The sequence below is a fragment of the Streptomyces sp. NBC_00203 genome (genome assembly GCF_045206325.1).
Classification (GTDB): domain Bacteria; phylum Actinomycetota; class Actinomycetes; order Streptomycetales; family Streptomycetaceae; genus Streptomyces; species Streptomyces lutosisoli.
In genome coordinates, this window is sequence record NZ_CP108126.1 from 3,533,176 (window position 1) to 3,549,197 (window position 16,022).

14 protein-coding genes are annotated in these 16,022 nt (G+C 71.3%); 3 read left to right on the plus strand and 11 right to left on the minus strand.

What is annotated here, in order from left to right; all coding sequences use genetic code 11:
* Positions 1–229 precede the first annotated feature (229 nt).
* The gene (locus OG975_RS16005; protein WP_406329846.1) at positions 230–1,492 is read left to right on the plus strand and encodes an MFS transporter; all 1,263 of its coding nucleotides are present in this window, start codon (positions 230–232) and stop codon (positions 1,490–1,492) included.
* Here OG975_RS16005 and OG975_RS16010 read toward each other — a convergent pair.
* The 10 genes from OG975_RS16010 to hrcA all read right to left on the minus strand — a co-directional run bounded on the left by OG975_RS16010 (position 1,489) and on the right by hrcA (position 12,630).
* Complete coding sequence (locus OG975_RS16010; protein WP_406329847.1) at positions 1,489–2,490, minus strand: adenosine deaminase; 1,002 nt, start codon at positions 2,488–2,490, stop codon at positions 1,489–1,491. The genes OG975_RS16005 and OG975_RS16010 overlap by 4 nt on opposite strands.
* A 20-nt stretch (positions 2,491–2,510) precedes the next feature.
* The gene (locus tag OG975_RS16015; RefSeq protein ID WP_406329849.1) at positions 2,511–3,416 is read right to left on the minus strand and encodes a ribonuclease Z; all 906 of its coding nucleotides are present in this window, start codon (positions 3,414–3,416) and stop codon (positions 2,511–2,513) included.
* A 6-nt stretch (positions 3,417–3,422) separates the two neighbouring features.
* Positions 3,423–3,776, minus strand: coding sequence for a histidine triad nucleotide-binding protein (locus OG975_RS16020; protein WP_406329850.1), 354 nt, complete (start codon positions 3,774–3,776; stop codon positions 3,423–3,425).
* Positions 3,777–3,830: 54 nt separating this feature from the next.
* Positions 3,831–7,067, minus strand: coding sequence for a S41 family peptidase (locus OG975_RS16025; RefSeq protein ID WP_406329851.1), 3,237 nt, complete (start codon positions 7,065–7,067; stop codon positions 3,831–3,833).
* Between the two features lie 73 nt (positions 7,068–7,140).
* The gene (locus OG975_RS16030; protein WP_406329852.1) at positions 7,141–7,680 is read right to left on the minus strand and encodes a hypothetical protein; all 540 of its coding nucleotides are present in this window, start codon (positions 7,678–7,680) and stop codon (positions 7,141–7,143) included.
* 296 nt (positions 7,681–7,976) lie between these two features.
* The gene (locus OG975_RS16035; RefSeq protein ID WP_406329853.1) at positions 7,977–8,369 is read right to left on the minus strand and encodes a VOC family protein; all 393 of its coding nucleotides are present in this window, start codon (positions 8,367–8,369) and stop codon (positions 7,977–7,979) included.
* 50 nt (positions 8,370–8,419) lie between these two features.
* Positions 8,420–9,169, minus strand: a complete 750-nt coding sequence (locus tag OG975_RS16040; RefSeq protein ID WP_406329854.1) for a 16S rRNA (uracil(1498)-N(3))-methyltransferase — start codon at positions 9,167–9,169, stop codon at positions 8,420–8,422.
* A complete protein-coding gene (locus OG975_RS16045) occupies positions 9,166–10,287 on the minus strand; it encodes a nitronate monooxygenase (protein ID WP_406329855.1) in 1,122 nt (373 codons plus the stop codon). Before OG975_RS16045 ends, OG975_RS16040 begins: the two co-directional genes overlap by 4 nt.
* Before the next feature lie 189 nt (positions 10,288–10,476).
* The gene (dnaJ, locus tag OG975_RS16050; protein WP_406329856.1) at positions 10,477–11,613 is read right to left on the minus strand and encodes a molecular chaperone DnaJ; all 1,137 of its coding nucleotides are present in this window, start codon (positions 11,611–11,613) and stop codon (positions 10,477–10,479) included.
* Positions 11,614–12,630: a heat-inducible transcriptional repressor HrcA gene (hrcA, locus tag OG975_RS16055; protein ID WP_327428638.1), complete on the minus strand. Its 1,017-nt coding sequence runs from the start codon at positions 12,628–12,630 to the stop codon at positions 11,614–11,616.
* A 197-nt stretch (positions 12,631–12,827) separates the two neighbouring features.
* On the opposite strand from hrcA, the gene OG975_RS16060 reads away from it, so the two are divergent.
* Together OG975_RS16060 and OG975_RS16065 are read left to right on the plus strand one after the other, a co-directional pair.
* Positions 12,828–13,577, plus strand: coding sequence for an MBL fold metallo-hydrolase (locus OG975_RS16060; RefSeq protein WP_406329857.1), 750 nt, complete (start codon positions 12,828–12,830; stop codon positions 13,575–13,577).
* Between the two features lie 45 nt (positions 13,578–13,622).
* Positions 13,623–14,429 (plus strand): DUF3097 domain-containing protein, encoded by an 807-nt coding sequence (locus OG975_RS16065; protein WP_406329858.1) that lies wholly within the window; start codon positions 13,623–13,625, stop codon positions 14,427–14,429.
* A 358-nt stretch (positions 14,430–14,787) separates the two neighbouring features.
* Here the strand turns inward: OG975_RS16065 and hemW are convergent, their stop codons facing one another.
* Positions 14,788–16,020: a radical SAM family heme chaperone HemW gene (hemW, locus tag OG975_RS16070; RefSeq protein ID WP_406329859.1), complete on the minus strand. Its 1,233-nt coding sequence runs from the start codon at positions 16,018–16,020 to the stop codon at positions 14,788–14,790.
* Positions 16,021–16,022: the final 2 nt, after the last annotated feature.

Below are 16,022 nucleotides of genomic sequence, written 5' to 3' on the forward strand. Positions count from 1 at the left end.
GGGTCTGGGGCGGAGCCCCAGAAGGATGGGACGGGTAGGGGCGGCGGGGGCGAAAGAAAGCCCACCTACCCGTGCGCCCCCGCTCCAAACGCAACGTGCCGCACATCACGCCACCCCACCTTCTTCGCACCCCCACCCCCTTGATACAAATTGCCCGCGCGTTCCTGTCCATCGACAGCCGCCCACCCCCCTCATTGAGCCGCTCCTTTCGCATGCCCTGGGAACGCCCGTGTCCGCCCGCACCACCACCCCCTGGCCCCTCGTCGCCCTTTTCACGGCCGGGTACCTGTCCGCGTACCTGCTGCCGACCACAGTCGGCAGACTGGACGCAGGCCTCCCGCTCACGGCCACCCAGGCCGGCGCCATCGGCAGCGCACTGCTGCTGAGTTCGGCGACAGCCGGATTCCTGCTCGCCTCCCGCGTCGACCGCTTCGGCCCCCGCACCCTGGCCCGCACGGGCCTGCTCCTCGCGGCCGTCGGCTACGGCACCGCCGCGCTCACCACGACCGTCCCCCTGGTCATCGCCGGCGCCCTCGCCGGAGGCTTCGGCTCGGGTACGGCCACCACGGTCGCCGCGACCGGCGTGGCCGCCCAGCGCGACCCCCACCGCACCACCACCCTGGGCCTGCTCGGTGTCTCCGGCCTCGCGGGCGCGCTGTACCTGACGATCCCCCACCTGGGCCCGGCCCACGGCCTCCCGCTCGCCGCGGTCGCCTGCACGGCGCTGCTGGTGCTGCCCGTGACCCGGCGCCTCCCCACCCGTACTCCCGCACCCGCGTCCCAGGCGCTCCGCGCCACCGACCCCCTCCCTCACTTCCGTTCGGGTCTGGTCCTCGCCGCCGCCCTGTTCTTCTGGTCCCTCGCGCAGAACTCCCTCTGGGGCGTGAGCGGCCGCATCGGTCTGACGCAGGCGGGGCTCAGCGAAGTGACGGTCGGCGCGGTGTTCGCGGTGGCGCTCGGCGCGGGGCTGCTGGGTGTGATCGGTGCGGGCGCGCTGGGCCCGCGGCTCGGCAGCGCGTTGCCCATCGGCGCCGGTACGGCCCTGATCGCCGGCTGTATCGCGCTCAGTGCGGCGGCCGGTGACCTGACGTCCTTCGCGACGGGCGAGATCGCCTGGAACACGCTGTACCCGGTCGTGCTCTCGTATGTGATCGGCCTCGCGGCCTCACTGGATCCGCGCGGGCGGTGGGCGGTCCTGGTCGGCTCGGCCTCCTCGCTCGGCACGGCGTGCGGCCCGCTCACCGGCAGTCTGCTCTCCGCGCGGGCGGGTTACCCGGGGATGGGCGTGATCCTGGCGCTCGGCCTGCTCCTCGTCACCGTCCCCCTGACGGCCGTGGCGCTCCGTCCGAGGCGCGGCACCCCGCAGGAACACCCGGTCGTCGAGATCCCGTTGGAGTCCGTGCCCGCCCGGCGGACGGCGTACGACATGGCGGGACCCCGGCAGGCGGCAGCCGCACCGGGGCCCGGAACCACGTACAAGCAGGCCGTCTAGTCGCGCAGGTCGAACTCGTACGCGTCGACCTCGGCGATGTACCGGGCCCGCCGCGCCTCGTCGTGCTCCAGGAAGGACGCCTCGAACGAGTTGCGTGCCAGCTCCCGCTGCCGCTCCTGGTCCAGGCCCAGTGCTTCGTGCACGGCGTGGAAGGTGTCGCCGACGTAGCCGCCGAAGTACGCGGGGTCGTCGGAGTTGACCGTGCACAGCAGCCCGGCGTCCATCATGGCGGGCAGCGGGTGGTCCTCCAGGACGTCCACCGCGCGCAGCCGTACGTTCGACAGCGGGCAGAGCGTGAGCGGGATCCGGTCCCGTACGAGCCGCTCGACGAGCTCGGGGTCCTCCATGCAGCGCAGCCCGTGGTCGATGCGCTCGACGCCGAGGATGTCGAGGGCCTCGGTGATGTACGCGGGCGGGCCCTCCTCGCCGGCGTGCGCGACGCGTCGCAGACCGAGCGCGGCGGCGGCCTCGTACACCTCGCGGAACTTGACCGGCGGGTGTCCGACCTCGGCGGAGTCGAGGCCGATGCCGACGATCCGGTCGAGGTAGGGCTTCGCGGCCTCCAGCGTCTCCAGGGCCGACTCGGCGGACTCGTCCCGCAGGAAGCACATGATCAGCTGCGTGGAGATGCCGTGCGTCTCCTCGCTGCGGGCGAGCGCGCGGTGCAGGCCCTCGACGACCGTCCCCATCGCCACCCCGCGGGCGATGTGCGCCTGCGGGTCGAAGAAGATCTCCGCGTGCCGCACACCCTGCGCCGCGGCCCGCGCCAGGTAGGCGTCGGCCAGGTCGGCGAAGTCCTGTTCCGTCCGCAGTACGGCCATGAGCTCGTAGTACAGGTTCAGGAACGACTGGAGATCGTCGAAGAGATACGCCTTGCGCAGCTCCTCGGTGTCCGCGTACGGCAGGGTGACGCCGTTGCGCGCGGCGAGCGCGAAGGCCAGCTCGGGTTCGAGGGTGCCTTCGATGTGGAGGTGCAGTTCTGCTTTGGGGAGGGACATCAAAGCATCGTAAAGGCGATTCACCGGCGCTTCGGAACCGGCACTCTCAGCAGATCGTGTGCCACCGTCAGCTCCCCCTCGAACCCGGCGGCGCGCGCCTGCCGCTCGAACTCGTCGGGGTCGGAGTAGCGCTGGCTGAAGTGGGTGAGCACGAGATGCCGTACGCCGACGTCCTTGGCCACCCGCCCCGCCTGACCGGCAGTCAAGTGGCCGTGGTCGGTGGCGAGTTGCTCGTCCTCGTCGAGGAAGGTCGACTCGATGACGAGCAGGTCGCATCCCTCGGCCAGCGCGTACACGCCGTCGCACAGCCGGGTGTCCATGACGAACGCGAACCGCTGGCCGCGCCGCACCTCGCTGACGTCCTCGAGCGAGACGTCGCCCAGCGCGCCCTCCCGCTGGATCCGCCCGACGTCCGGCCCCTTGATCCCGTGCTCCGCGAGCCGGTCCGGCAGTATCCGCCGCCCGTCCGCCTCGACCAGCCGGTATCCGAAGGACTCGACGGGGTGGGAGAGCTTCCGAGCCTCCAGGGTGTACGAGGGCGTGGTCGCGAGCACTCCGTCCGCCGCGACCGGCGCCTGTGTCAGGGCGACGGTCTCGCGGTAGGCGGTGGCGTAGCGCAGCCGGTCGAAGAACCGCTGGCCGGAGTGCGGATAGTGCGCGGTCACCTCGTGCGGTACGCGGTCGAGGTTGATGCGCTGGATCACGCCGGCGAGCCCGAGCGAGTGGTCCCCGTGGAAGTGGGTGACGCAGATCCGGTGCAGGTCGTGCGCGGCGACCCCGGCACGCAGCATCTGGCGCTGCGTGCCCTCGCCGGGATCGAAGAGCAGTCCCTCGCCGTCCCAGCGCAGCAGATAGCCGTTGTGGTTGCGGTGCCGGGTCGGGACCTGGCTGGCGGTGCCGAGGACCACCAATTCACGTACGGACAAGGTCGGTTACCCCGGCGGCCACTGCATGCCGCGGCCGCCCAGGACGTGCGCGTGCGTGTGGAAGACGGTCTGCCCTGCGCCGCTGCCGGTGTTGAACACGACGCGGTAGCTCTCCAGCTTGTCGTCGGAGGCGACCTCGGCGGCCTCACGCAGTATGTCCGCGACGATGGTGGGCTCGGCGGCGGCCAGCGACGCCGCGTCCCGGTAGTGCACCTTGGGGATCACCAGGACGTGGGTGGGCGCCTGGGGGTTGATGTCCCGGAACGCCACGGTCGTGTCGGTCTCCCGGACCACGGTCGCCGGAATGTGCCCCGCGACGATCTTGCAGAACAGGCAGTCGTCCTGCGGCTCTCCCGCCATGCGTGTGCCTCCTCACGCCAGTCGATCATTACGCCCGCATGCTATCGGCCGGGGTCACAGCGGCGGCAAGGCGGGCGCGGCCTTCGCCGGGTTCTCCGTCAGTGCCGCCAGGGCCATCCGGATCGCCTCGTCGAGCTGGGCGTCACGCCCGGCGGCGTGGTCCTGCGGGGTCTGGACGACCTCGACGTCGGGGTCGACACCGTGGTTCTCCACGCGCCACTCGTAACCCTCCATCCAGAAGGCGTACTTGGGCTGGGTGACGAGCGTGCCGTCGACGAGCCGGTAGCGGCTGTCGATGCCGATCACGCCGCCCCAGGTGCGGGTGCCGACGACGGGCCCGATGCCCAGCGCCTTGATCGCCGCGTTGACGATGTCGCCGTCCGAGCCGGAGAACTCGTTGGCGACGGCGACGACCGGACCCCGGGGCGCGTCTTCCGGGTAGCTGTACGGCCGCAGTCCGCGCGGCACGTCCCAGCCCACGATCCGCCGCGCGAGCTTCTCGACGATGAGCTGGGAGGTGTGGCCGCCGCGGTTCTCGCGGACGTCCACGACGAGCCCCTCGCGGGCCACCTCGACGCGCAGGTCGCGGTGGAGCTGGGCCCATCCGGAGCCGACCATGTCCGGCACGTGCAGGTATCCGAGGCGACCCCCGGACCGCTCATGGACGTACGCCCGCCGGTCCGCCACCCACGCGTGGTACCGCAGCGGTTCCTCGTCCGCGAGCGGGACCACGACCGCGTGGCGTGGATCGCCGCCGCCGGACGGCGAGATGGTCAGCTCCACCGGCTTGCCCGCCGTGCCGACGAGCAGCGGACCGGGCCCGGCCACCGGGTCCACCGGCAGCCCCGCGACCGCGACGATCGCGTCACCGGCGCGCACCGCGACCCCGGGCGCGGCGAGCGGCGCCCGTGCGTCCGGGTCGGAGGTCTCGGACGGGAGGATCCGGTCGATGCGCCAACTGCCGTCCTCGTGACGGGAGATGTCGGCGCCGAGCAGCCCCTGCGCACGGTCGCCGCGACCCCATCCGCCGCGCGGAGTGACGTACGCGTGCGAGGTGCCGAGCTCGCCCTGCACCTCCCACAACAGGTCCACCAGGTCGTCGTGCGTGGCGACCCGCTCCAGGACCGGCCGGTAGCGGTCGAGTACGCCGTCCCAGTCGACCCCGCCCAGGTCGGGCCGCCAGAAGTTGTCCCGCATGAGGCGGCCGGTCTCGTCGTACATCTGCCGCCACTCGGCGGCCGGGTCGACGCTCTGGCGTACCCGCGAGAGGTCGACGGTGATGTTCGAGTCGCTCTCGTCGTCGTTCGAGGCGCGTCGGTCGCTGGGTACGACCTTGAGCTTGCCGTCGGTCCACAGCAGGACCCGCTTGCCGTCGCCGCTGACGGCGAAGTGCTCGGCGTCGGCGGCGAGATGCTCGATGCGCTGCTGGGCGAGGTCGTACCGCTCCAGCTCGGTCTTCGGGTCCGGGTCGTCCGGGGTGGCCCGGGAGGCGCCGAGCACACCGCGGACCGGATGCCGCAGCCACAACACCCCGTCCTTTGCGGCCCGCAGCGTCGAGTAGCGGGCGGCCTCCACGGGGAACGGCACGATCCGGTCGGCGAGTCCGTCGAGGTCGATCCGGGTGGCGGGCGCGCCCTCGCTGTCGGGCGTCTCGTCCTTGTCGGGCGCCTCGAAGGGGCGGCCGTGCCGCTGCGGCCCGAAGGGGGACGGCGTGGTCGCGGCCAGCGTGATCAGGTACGGCCGTGAGCCGCCGACGAACGCCAGGTCGAAGACGTGCTCGTCGTAGACCGGGTCGAAGGAGCGCGTCGAGAGGAAGGCGAGGTGCTTGCCGTCGAGCGTGAACGCCGGTGCGTAGTCCCTGAATCGCAGCGGGGTCGCCTCGGTCACCGACAGATCGGTGGTGTTGGCGAGCTTGAGCTGACGCAGCGGGCGCGGCCCGGGGTGGGACCAGGCGAGCCATGCCGAGTCGGGCGAGAAGACCAGCCCGCTCGCCTCCCCGTCCTCGCCGCGGTCGACCTCGCGCACCTCGCCGCTCTCTCGCTCGACGAGCAGCACCCGTCCGTCGTGCGAGGCGACGGCGGCGCGGCTGCCGTCGGGCGCCATCGCGAGCCCGAGGACCCGCCCGAGCTGCCCGGCGGCGAGCCGCCGCGGGGTCGCTCCGGGCGCGACACCGGTCGCCGGGGCGAACTCCAGGGCGTCGTCGCCCTCCGCGTCCGTCACCCACACCACGTGCTCCTCGCCTTCGGCGCGGAAGGCACGGGGCAGCCGGGCGCGTACGCCCTGCTCGGCGGCGAGGGCGCGGGCCGGGCCCGAGCGATGGGTGACCCAGTGGACGGCACCGCGCACGGACACCGCGCTGCCCCGTCCGGTGTGGTCGGGCGCGGCGGCGGAGAACCAGCGCGACGCGCTCACCGGGTGCGGCTGCTGGTCGACGCGCTGACCGCCGAGCCGAATAACGAGCCGGCGCGGCTCGGCGCCCTCCAGGTCGTCGAGGAGCCACAGTTCACCGGCGGACGCGTACACGACGCGGCTGCCGTCGGTCGCCGCGTGCCGGGCGTAGAACCCGTCGAGGGGAGTGTGCCGCCGCAGGTCGGACGCGTCGGCGAGGGAGGAGTAGAGCGCCCCGACACCCTCGTGGTCGGACAGGAAGGCGATGCGGTCCCCCACCCAGCAGGGGTACTCGATGTTCCCGTCCAACTCCTCATGCAGCCGTACGAATTCACTCTCCCCCTCTCCCTCCCCCTCCCGGTCGATCCACAGCTTGCCCGCCGTACCGCCGCGGTACCGCTTCCACCAGGCGGCCTCGCGCCCCATGGGAGCGGACAGCAGCACGACACCAGGGCCGCCGTGGGCGACGTCGCCGACAGGACCGTACGGCAGGGTCGTCGCGGGACCGCCGTCGAGCGGGACGGCCCTGGCCCAGCTGCGCCGCAGGCTGGCCTGGCCCTGGGTGCTGAGGGCGAGCACCTGCCCGTCGGGGGTCCAGCCGCGCACCTGGGTCTTCGAACTCCCCCAGTACGTCAGCCGTTTGGACGGTCCGCCCTCCAGAGAGGCGGCGTGCACCTCGGGCGCCCCGTCGCGCGTCGACGTCCACGCGACGGTCGAGCCGTCCGGGGAAATACGCGGATGGTTCACCGGAACGTTGTCGGCGCTGACCCGCCAGGCCCGGCCGCCGTCGAGCGGGGCGGCCCAGACGTCGTCCTCGGCCGTGAAGACGACCAACTCGCCGTGCAGATGCGGAAACCGGAGATACGCGGGGGGTGCGGACGCGGAGGGTGCGGTCTCTGTCACCCGATCACCCTATGCAGCGAAAGCGTCCATGGGCAGGGGTTTCGATCGACTTGATCCGCATCCGGCGGGCACGTCACTTGCCCTGGGAGGGCCAGCACGTGGGGTCTCCCTTGCACCACATGGTCTTCGTCACGGTGACGGTGACGGTGGGGTTGGGCTGTCCGTACGAGGGGTGGTACGAGATGGGCGGGTTGGGGGTGTTGGTGGCATTGCAGTTGCCCAGCCCCTTCACATGGAACCACTCCTTGCCGCCGACCTTCGCGACGAGGTCCCCGCGCACGCACGCGCCGTCGACGGCCCGGGTGACCTTGCCCTTGACCGTGATCTCCCGTCCGTCGTCCGTCTGCCCCCGGCAGTCGACGGTGGCGACGGTGTTCTCGGTCGGCGAGGGCGTCTTCCCCGGCGTGTAGGCCTTGTTGCCGCCGCCGTACGAGGCCGTGCAGCTGAGCCAGCGCACGTTCACATGCTGCCGTTCGAGTTCCTTGGTCGCGGTCTTGTCGGTCGTGTACGCGACCGCGGCGGAACTCAGCCCGTCTCCCGGCTCGCACGCGGCCACCCCGAACACACCGACCGCTCCCAGCCCGGCGGCCACCCACATCTGCCTGCGCCCCATCCGACGCCTAATACGCCTCAAAGCCCCCATGCACGGCAGCGTGCCACTCTCCCGCCGACCGCGGTAGACCGCATGCGGCCACGATCCCCGGGACCACCCGAACGAGGGTCTCTTCGCCCCAGACCCCCAAAAGATTGTGCAGTTCCCCGCGCCCCTTTTAGGGGCGCGGGGAACTGCGCAATCTTTCAGACCAGCCCCCACCCACCCGCAGCCAAAGAACCGGCCCACGGGGTCTGGGGCGGAGCCCCAGAAGGATGGGACGGGTAGGGGCGGCGGGGGCGAGGAGAGTCCGGCGGTCAGCCGTGGAGCAGCAGCCACTGCTGGAGTTCCACGAGGTTGCCCTCGGGGTCCTTGAGGTGGGCGACGCGCAGGCGATCGGTCATGGGTGCCGGACCGTTCAGGAGGACGGCGCCACGCGAGGTGATCTGCTCGCAGTAGGCGTCGAGGTCGTCGACCCGCAGAACGACCAGCGAGCGATGCCCGTTCACAGGATCGCCCAGCTCACCCAGAATGCCGGCCATCATCGCGCGATCCTGCAGAGCAATCCCCGCCGAGCCGACGGAAGGACTGAACTTCTCGTACGGCCCCTCGACCGCCCCCGACTGGGGCTTGAGACCGAGGACATCGGCGTAGAAGTGGTAGCAGGCAGCGAAGTCCGAGACGAGCAGCCGTACTTGGGCGAGTTCCAAGGCGTCCCCAGTGGATGCGCGGTGGCCAGGTCAGGTCAGGTGAGGTCAGGTCAGGACCAGCGACCCGTGCGGGCCAGCAGCAGCGCCGTGCCCACGGTCCCGGCGGTCGACGTACGCAGCACGGTACGCCCCAAGTGGAACGTCCTCGCCCCCGCCGCGGTGAAGACCTCGACCTCCTCGGGAGAAATCCCGCCCTCGGGCCCGACCACCAGCACGATCTCCCCGGAGGAGGGAAGTTCCGCCGTCGCGAACGGCTCGGTCCCGAGCTCCGTGTCCTCGTGCAGCACCGCCGCGAGATCGGCTTTGGCGAGAAGTGCGGCAACCTGCTTGGTCGTCATCGCGTCCGCGATCTCGGGGAAGCGGACGCGGCGCGACTGCTTGCCGGCTTCCCGGGCCGTCGCCCGCCACTTGGCGAGCGCCTTCAGACCCCGCTCGCCCTTCCACTGCGTGATGCAACGGGAGGCCGCCCAGGGGACGATCGCGTCCACGCCGGTCTCGGTCATGGTCTCGACGGCGAGCTCGCCCCGGTCGCCTTTGGGGAGGGCCTGGACGACGGTGATACGAGGGGACTCCGGAGGTTCCTCGGAGAAGGAGTCCATGTGGACGATCAGCCGGTCCTTGCCCTCGGTGTCGACGACGACGCACTCCGCCCACCGCCCGGCCCCGTCGGTGAGGATGACGTCCTCGCCGGCCCGCAGCCGCTTCACGGAGACGGCGTGCCGCCCCTCGGGTCCGTCGAGGACATAGCGTCCGCCGCCGCCCGCGTTGAAGTGCTCGACCACGAACACCGGTGCCGTCATCGGTCCGCACCGCCTTCCGAGGACTCCGGGAACTCCGGGAGCTCCGGGAACTCCTCCGGAGCCGACAACGCTGTCTTCGCGGCGGCGAGTTCGGCGCTCAGCACCTCCACGAGCTGTCCCGCGGGCAGTTCGCGCGCCATACGGTGGCCCTGCCCGGCCCACAGCGCCATGCCCTGCGCGTCGCCCGCCTTGGCGGCCGCCTTGCGCAGCGGGGAGGTGAGGTGGTGGATCTCGGGGTACGCGGCGGGCGCGTACGGGCCGTGCTCCCGCAGGAAGCGGTTGACCAGTCCGCGCGCCGGGCGGCCGGAGAACGCGCGCGTCAACTCCGTCCGTACGAAGAGGGGGTTGGTCAGCGCCTGCTTGTGCACGGCGTTCGCGCCGGACTCGGGGGTGGCGAGGAACGCGGTGCCGAGCTGGGCCGCGCTCGCGCCCGCGGCGAGGACGGCGGCGATCTGGCTGCCGCGCATGATGCCGCCGGCGGCGACGATCGGGATCTGTACGGTCTCGCGCACCTGCGCGATCAGCGACAACAGTCCGATCCCCGTGCCGTCCGTCTCCGGGTTGTCGCGGTGGGTGCCCTGGTGGCCACCGGCCTCCACGCCCTGCACGAGCACCGCGGCGGCACCCGCCCGCTGCACGGCCAGCGCCTCCTCGGCGGTGGTCGCGGTGACCATCGTCAGTGTGCCGGCGCGGGCGAGGGAGTCCAGGACGTCACGGCTCGGGACGCCGAAGTGGAAGGAGACCACCGGCACCGGGTTGTCGAGGAGAACGGCGAGCTTGGCGTCGTAGCCGTCGTCACGGCCGCTGTCGGGGTCGCCGAGTTCGGTCTCGTACCAGGCGGCCTCACCGGCGAGCTGGTTGGCGTACACCTCGACGGCGGCCGCGTCCGCGTACTCGGGCTGCGGCATGAACAGATTGACTCCGAACGGGCGCCCCGTGAGCCCGCGCAGCTGCTTGATCTCCTGGTACATGCCGTCGGCGGTCTTGTACCCGGCGGCGAGAAAACCCAGCCCGCCGGCCTCGGACACGGCAGCCGCGAGCTGTGGCACGGAGACGCCGCCCGCCATGGGGGCCTGCACGATCGGGTGAGGGAAGAGATCGGTCAGTGCGGTGGACATGACGGCATGTTGTCACGTCCCCCGAACAAGTCCGAATCCGGCCGCCCACCTGGCATAGGCCACCGGGATGAGCACCCGCGAGGGGCTGGATTGCGCAGTTCCCCGCGCCCCTTTCAGGGGCGCGGGGAACTGCGCAATCCGTTGGACCAGCCCCCCACCCACCCGCAGCCAACACACAACCGAACCGGGTCAGCGACCGTTGAACGCATCCTTCAGACGCGAGAACAACCCCTGCTGCCCGGGCTGGAACTGCCCGGTGGGCCGCTCCTCCCCCCGCAGCTTCGCCAGCTCCCGCAGCAACCGCTCCTGCTCAGGATCCATCTTCGTCGGCGTCATCACCTCGACGTGGACGATGAGGTCACCGCGCCCACCGCCCCGCAGATGCGTGACACCCCGCCCGTGCAACGGAATCGACTGCCCGGACTGCGTGCCCGGACGGATGTCGACCTCCTCCAGCCCGTCGAGCGTCTCCAGCGGCACCTTCGTACCGAGCGACGCCGCGGTCATCGGAATGGTGACCGTGCAGTGCAGATCGTCACCGCGCCGTTGGAAGGTCGAGTGCGGGAGTTCGTGGATCTCGACATAGAGGTCACCGGCAGGCCCGCCACCGGGCCCGACCTCGCCCTCGCCCGCGAGCTGGATCCGCGTGCCGTTGTCGACACCGGCGGGGATCTTGACGGTCAGCGTCCGACGGGACCGCACCCGCCCGTCCCCCGCACACTCGGGACACGGCGTCGGAACCACGGTCCCGAAGCCCTGGCACTGCGGACACGGCCGGGACGTCATGACCTGGCCCAGGAACGACCGCGTGACCTGGGACACCTCACCCCGCCCGCGACACATGTCACAGGTCTGGGCCGAGGTACCCGGCGCCGCGCCCTCACCGTTACAGGTGGCGCAGACGACGGCCGTGTCGACCTGGATGTCCTTCGTCGTGCCGAAGGCAGCCTCGTCCAGCTCGATCTCGAGCCGGATCATGGCGTCCTGGCCACGCCGCGTACGCGACCGGGGGCCGCGCTGCGACGCCGTACCGAAGAAGGCGTCCATGATGTCCGAGAAGTTCCCGAAGCCGCCCGCGCCGAAGCCGCCCGCGCCACCGCCGCCGGAGGCGGACAGCGGGTCGCCGCCGAGGTCGTAGACCTGCTTCTTCTGCGGGTCCGACAACACCTCGTACGCGGCGTTGATCTCCTTGAACCGCTCCTGCGTCTTCGGATCGGGATTGACGTCCGGGTGCAGCTCGCGTGCGAGCCTCCGGAACGCCTTCTTGATCTGGTCCTGGGACGCGTCGCGGCTCACGCCGAGTACGGCGTAGTAGTCCGTGGCCACTTACGACTCCGCCAGGATCTGTCCGACGTACCGTGCCACCGCTCGTACCGCTCCCATCGTTCCCGGGTAATCCATGCGGGTCGGTCCGACCACGCCAAGTTTCGCTACTGCCTCGTCGCCCGAACCGTAGCCGACCGAGACCACGGACGTGGAGTTGAGTCCCTCATACGCGTTCTCATGCCCGATTCGCACGGTCATGCTCGAATCCCCGGCCTCACCAAGCAACTTGAGGAGCACGACCTGCTCCTCCAGTGCTTCGAGCACCGGCCGGATAGTGAGAGGGAAGTCATGTCCGAAGCGGGTCAGATTGGCGGTGCCGCCGATCATCAGCCGCTCCTCGGTCTCTTCGACCAGCGTCTCCAGGAGGGTGGAGAGCACCGTCGCGACCGTACCCCGGTCCTCCGCCTCGAACGCGTCCGGGAGGTCCTGCACGAGCTGCGGGACGTCCGCGAAACGGCGGCCCGCGACCCGGCTGTTGAGCCGCGCGCGCAGATCCGCCAGCGAGGTCTCACCGAACGGCGCCGGACAGTCGATCATGCGCTGCTCGACCCGGCCGGTGTCCGTGATCAGCACCAGCATCACGCGCGCGGGGGCGAGGGACAGCAGCTCCACGTGCCGCACCGTCGAGCGCGTCAGCGAGGGGTACTGCACAACGGCGACCTGCCGCGTGAGCTGCGCGAGCAGCCGTACGGTCCGCCCCACGACGTCGTCGAGGTCGACAGCCCCGTCAAGGAAATTCTGAATGGCCCGCCGCTCGGGCGCGGTCATCGGCTTGACGCCTGCGAGCTTGTCGACGAAGAGCCGGTACCCCTTGTCGGTGGGGATGCGTCCGGCACTGGTGTGCGGCTGGGCGATGTAGCCCTCGTCCTCCAGCGCGGCCATGTCATTGCGCACGGTCGCCGGCGAGACACCGAGGCGGTGCCGCTCAGTGAGCGCCTTGGAACCGACCGGCTCCTCGGTGCCCACGTAGTCCTGGACGATGGCGCGCAGCACTTCGAGCCTGCGTTCACTGAGCATCGCGCACACCTCCAGAGTCAGCGTCGTGGTCTTCATGACCTTCATGGGCCTACATGACCTTCATGGCCTTCGTCCTGGCACTCATCGCACGCGAGTGCCAGCGTTCCCCGGCCCAGTGTACGGCGGTGAGGTACGGCCCCGGCAAGGGCGGGCCTGCGATGTCGTGTGCTGCACGCTCTCACGGCTAGCGTCTCCTTATGAGCGTGACTTGGGAAGAGTTGGGGTGGGAAAGGGTGGCGCCCCGGGTGGGACGGCGGCGGCTGCCGGTCTGGGACTGCACGGTCGGGCTCGTGGTGGGCGAGGGCGCGGCGCTGATGATCGACGCGGGGTCGAGCCTCGGGGAGGGGGCACGGCTGCGCACGGAGGCACAGCGGCTCCTCGGCCCGGACCGCCGAGTGACGCACCTCGCACTCACCCACCCCCACTTCGACCATGTCTTCGGCGCGGCGGCGTTCGCGGGCGTGGAGGTGTTCGGGCCGGTCGGCCTCGACTCGGTCTTCGCCCACGACCGCGAGGAGCTGCGCACGGACGCCGTACGCAACGGCCTCGACCCGCGCGAGGCGGCCGAGGCCGCGGACCTCCTGGTCCACCCCCGCCACTCGGTGTCCGGCGAGTGGACCCTCGACCTGGGCGGCGGCGTACAGGTCCTGCTGGCGAACGTGGGCCCCGGCCACACGGGCCACGACTTGGCGGTACTGATCCAAGGCACACCAGGCACACTTAGTTCATCACCGGAGATCGTCTTCTGCGGCGATCTGGTGGAGGAGTCGGGCGAACCCCAGGCGGGCCCGGACGCCGTCCCCTCCCACTGGCCGGCGGCCCTGGACCGGCTGCTCGACCTGGGCGGGGAGGACGCGGTGTACGTACCGGGACACGGGGCGGCGGTGAATGCGGCGTTTGTCCGGGCCCAGCGGAACGCGCTGGCGGCCCGCTTCGGCGTGTCGTAGGAGCCCGTACGACACGACGGCGGGGCTTCTCCTATCGTCATCCGAATGCGCCAGTACTCTCCGGACCTGACCCCGCCGTGGAAGAAGCCCAAGCCCGTGCCCGAGGTCCCCGCGGACCCCGGTCTGGTGGTCGAGGAGCCCGGCACCGGCTTCTGCGGCGCGGTGATCCGCTGCGAGGCGGGCACGGTGACCCTGGAGGACCGCTTCGGCAAGCACCGCGTGTTCCCGCTGGAGCCGAGGGGCTTCCTCCTGGAGGGCAGGGTGGTGACGCTGGTCCGCCCGTCGGCCGCGCCCGCGTCGCGTCCCGCCCGCACGGCCTCGGGTTCGGTGGCGGTACCGGGCGCGCGTGCCAGGGTGGCCCGCGCGGGCCGCATCTACGTCGAGGGCCGCCACGACGCCGAACTGGTCGAGAAGGTCTGGGGCGACGACCTCCGCATCGAGGGCGTCGTCGTCGAGTACCTGGAGGGCATCGACGACCTCCCCTCGATCGTCGCGGACTTCGACCCCGGCCCGGACGCCCGCCTCGGCATCCTGGTCGACCACCTAGTCCCCGGCACCAAGGAGTCCCGCATCGCCGACTCGGTCACCAGCGACCACGCCCTGGTCCTCGGCCACCCCTACATCGACATCTGGGAGGCCGTGAAACCGTCCTCCGTAGGCATCCCCTCCTGGCCCCGCATCCCCCACGGCCAGGACTGGAAAACAGGCATCTGCCGATCCCTGGGCTGGCCGGAAAACACCGGCGCGGCCTGGCAGCACATCCTGTCCCACGTCCGCTCCTACAAGGACCTGGAGCCGGAACTCCTGGGCCGAGTGGAGGAGTTGATCGACTTCGTCACGGCCCCGGAGTAGAGGACCACACGACGGTTTTCCGCCCCCGCCGCCCCTACCCGTCCCATCCCTGGGGGCTGCGCCCCCAGACCCCCCTAAAAGATTGCGCAGTTCCCCGCGCCCCTTGAAGACGGGGTGGTTCGTCGTCTGCGGGCCGGTGGGGGCTGGTCGCGCAGTTCCCCGCGCCCCTAAAGGACATAAGACAACAGCACCCGGGGCGGGCCTGGGGCGAAGGGGCGCAGCCCCGAGCCGTCAGGGGCGCGGGGAACTGCGCGACCAGCCCCCACCCACCCGCACCCGAAACACAACCGAACGGGGTCGAAGGGGCAGAGCCCCTGGGGATGGGACGGGTAGGGGCGGCGGGGGCGAAAAAGGGCCCTCAGTCCACCAGGTCCCGGACGACCGCGTCCGCGAGCAACCGCCCGCGCAGCGTCAGAACGGCACGACCTTCGTCGTACGGCCCGGCTTCGAGCAACCCCTCACCCAGCGCACGCGCCGCCGCCGCAAGCCCATCCACCCGAAGCAAAGACAGCGGACACCCCTCACGAAGCCGCAGCTCCAGCAGGACGCGCTCAACCCGGCGATCCTCCTCGGAGAGAAGCTCACGCCCGGCCCCCGGCGACCGCCCGGAGGCCAGCGCCGAGGCATACGCCCCAGGATGCTTCACATTCCACCACCGCACCCCACCGACGTGACTGTGCGCCCCGGGCCCGGCCCCCCACCAGTCGGCCCCCCGCCAGTACAGCTCGTTGTGAAGGCAACGCCCACCTTCGGAAGCGGCCCAGTTCGACACCTCGTACCACTCGAAGCCCGCCCCCGACATCACCTCGTCCGCGATGAGATACCGGTCCGCGTGCACGTCGTCGTCCGTCATCGGAACCTCGCCACGGCGGATACGACGGGCGAGCTGGGTACCCTCCTCCACGATCAGCGCATACGCGGAGATGTGGTCGGGCCCGGCACCGAGCGCCGCGTCGAGCGAGGCACGCCAGTCGTCGTCGGACTCCCCGGGCGTGCCGTAGATCAGGTCCAGGTTCACATGCTCGAAGCCCGCCGCACGGGCCTCGGCGACACAGGCCTCGGGACGGCCGGGCGTGTGCGTGCGGTCGAGCACCTTCAGTACGTGCTGCTTGGCGCTCTGCATCCCGAAGGAGATCCGGTTGAAGCCACCGGCGCGCAAGGTCGCGAGGTATGCCGGATCGACCGACTCGGGGTTCGCCTCCGTAGTGATCTCCGCGTCGTCCGCGAGCCCGAATTCGTCACGGATCGCCCCCAGCATCCGTACGAGATCGTCGGCGGCCAGCAGGGTCGGCGTACCGCCGCCGACGAAGACCGTGCGGACGGGGCGCGGGTCGTCGCCGAGGACCTTGCGGGCGAGCCGGACCTCGTCGGTCAGCGTGTCCGCGTAGTTGTCCCGGGAGGCGAGCACGCCACCGGTGCCCCGCAGCTCGGTCGCCGTGTAGGTGTTGAAGTCGCAGTAGCCGCAGCGGGTCGCGCAGTACGGCACGTGGAGATAGAACCCGAGGGGACGCTCGGCCGCCCCGGCCAGGGCGTGCGCGGGCAGCGCCCCGTCGTCGGGGACGGGCTCACCGTCGGGGAGTGCGGAAGGCATAC

Coding starts and splice junctions, on each gene's coding strand:
- OG975_RS16030 (WP_406329852.1), bottom strand. CDS start 7,680: ATGGGGCGCAGGCAGATGTGGGTGGCCGCCGGGCTGGGAGCGGTCGGT.
- hrcA (WP_327428638.1), bottom strand. CDS start 12,630: ATGCTCAGTGAACGCAGGCTCGAAGTGCTGCGCGCCATCGTCCAGGAC.
- OG975_RS16060 (WP_406329857.1), top strand. CDS start 12,828: ATGAGCGTGACTTGGGAAGAGTTGGGGTGGGAAAGGGTGGCGCCCCGG.
- hemW (WP_406329859.1), bottom strand. CDS start 16,020: ATGCCTTCCGCACTCCCCGACGGTGAGCCCGTCCCCGACGACGGGGCG.
- OG975_RS16040 (WP_406329854.1), bottom strand. CDS start 9,169: ATGACGGCACCGGTGTTCGTGGTCGAGCACTTCAACGCGGGCGGCGGC.
- OG975_RS16020 (WP_406329850.1), bottom strand. CDS start 3,776: ATGGCGGGAGAGCCGCAGGACGACTGCCTGTTCTGCAAGATCGTCGCG.
- OG975_RS16065 (WP_406329858.1), top strand. CDS start 13,623: ATGCGCCAGTACTCTCCGGACCTGACCCCGCCGTGGAAGAAGCCCAAG.
- OG975_RS16010 (WP_406329847.1), bottom strand. CDS start 2,490: ATGTCCCTCCCCAAAGCAGAACTGCACCTCCACATCGAAGGCACCCTC.
- OG975_RS16045 (WP_406329855.1), bottom strand. CDS start 10,287: ATGTCCACCGCACTGACCGATCTCTTCCCTCACCCGATCGTGCAGGCC.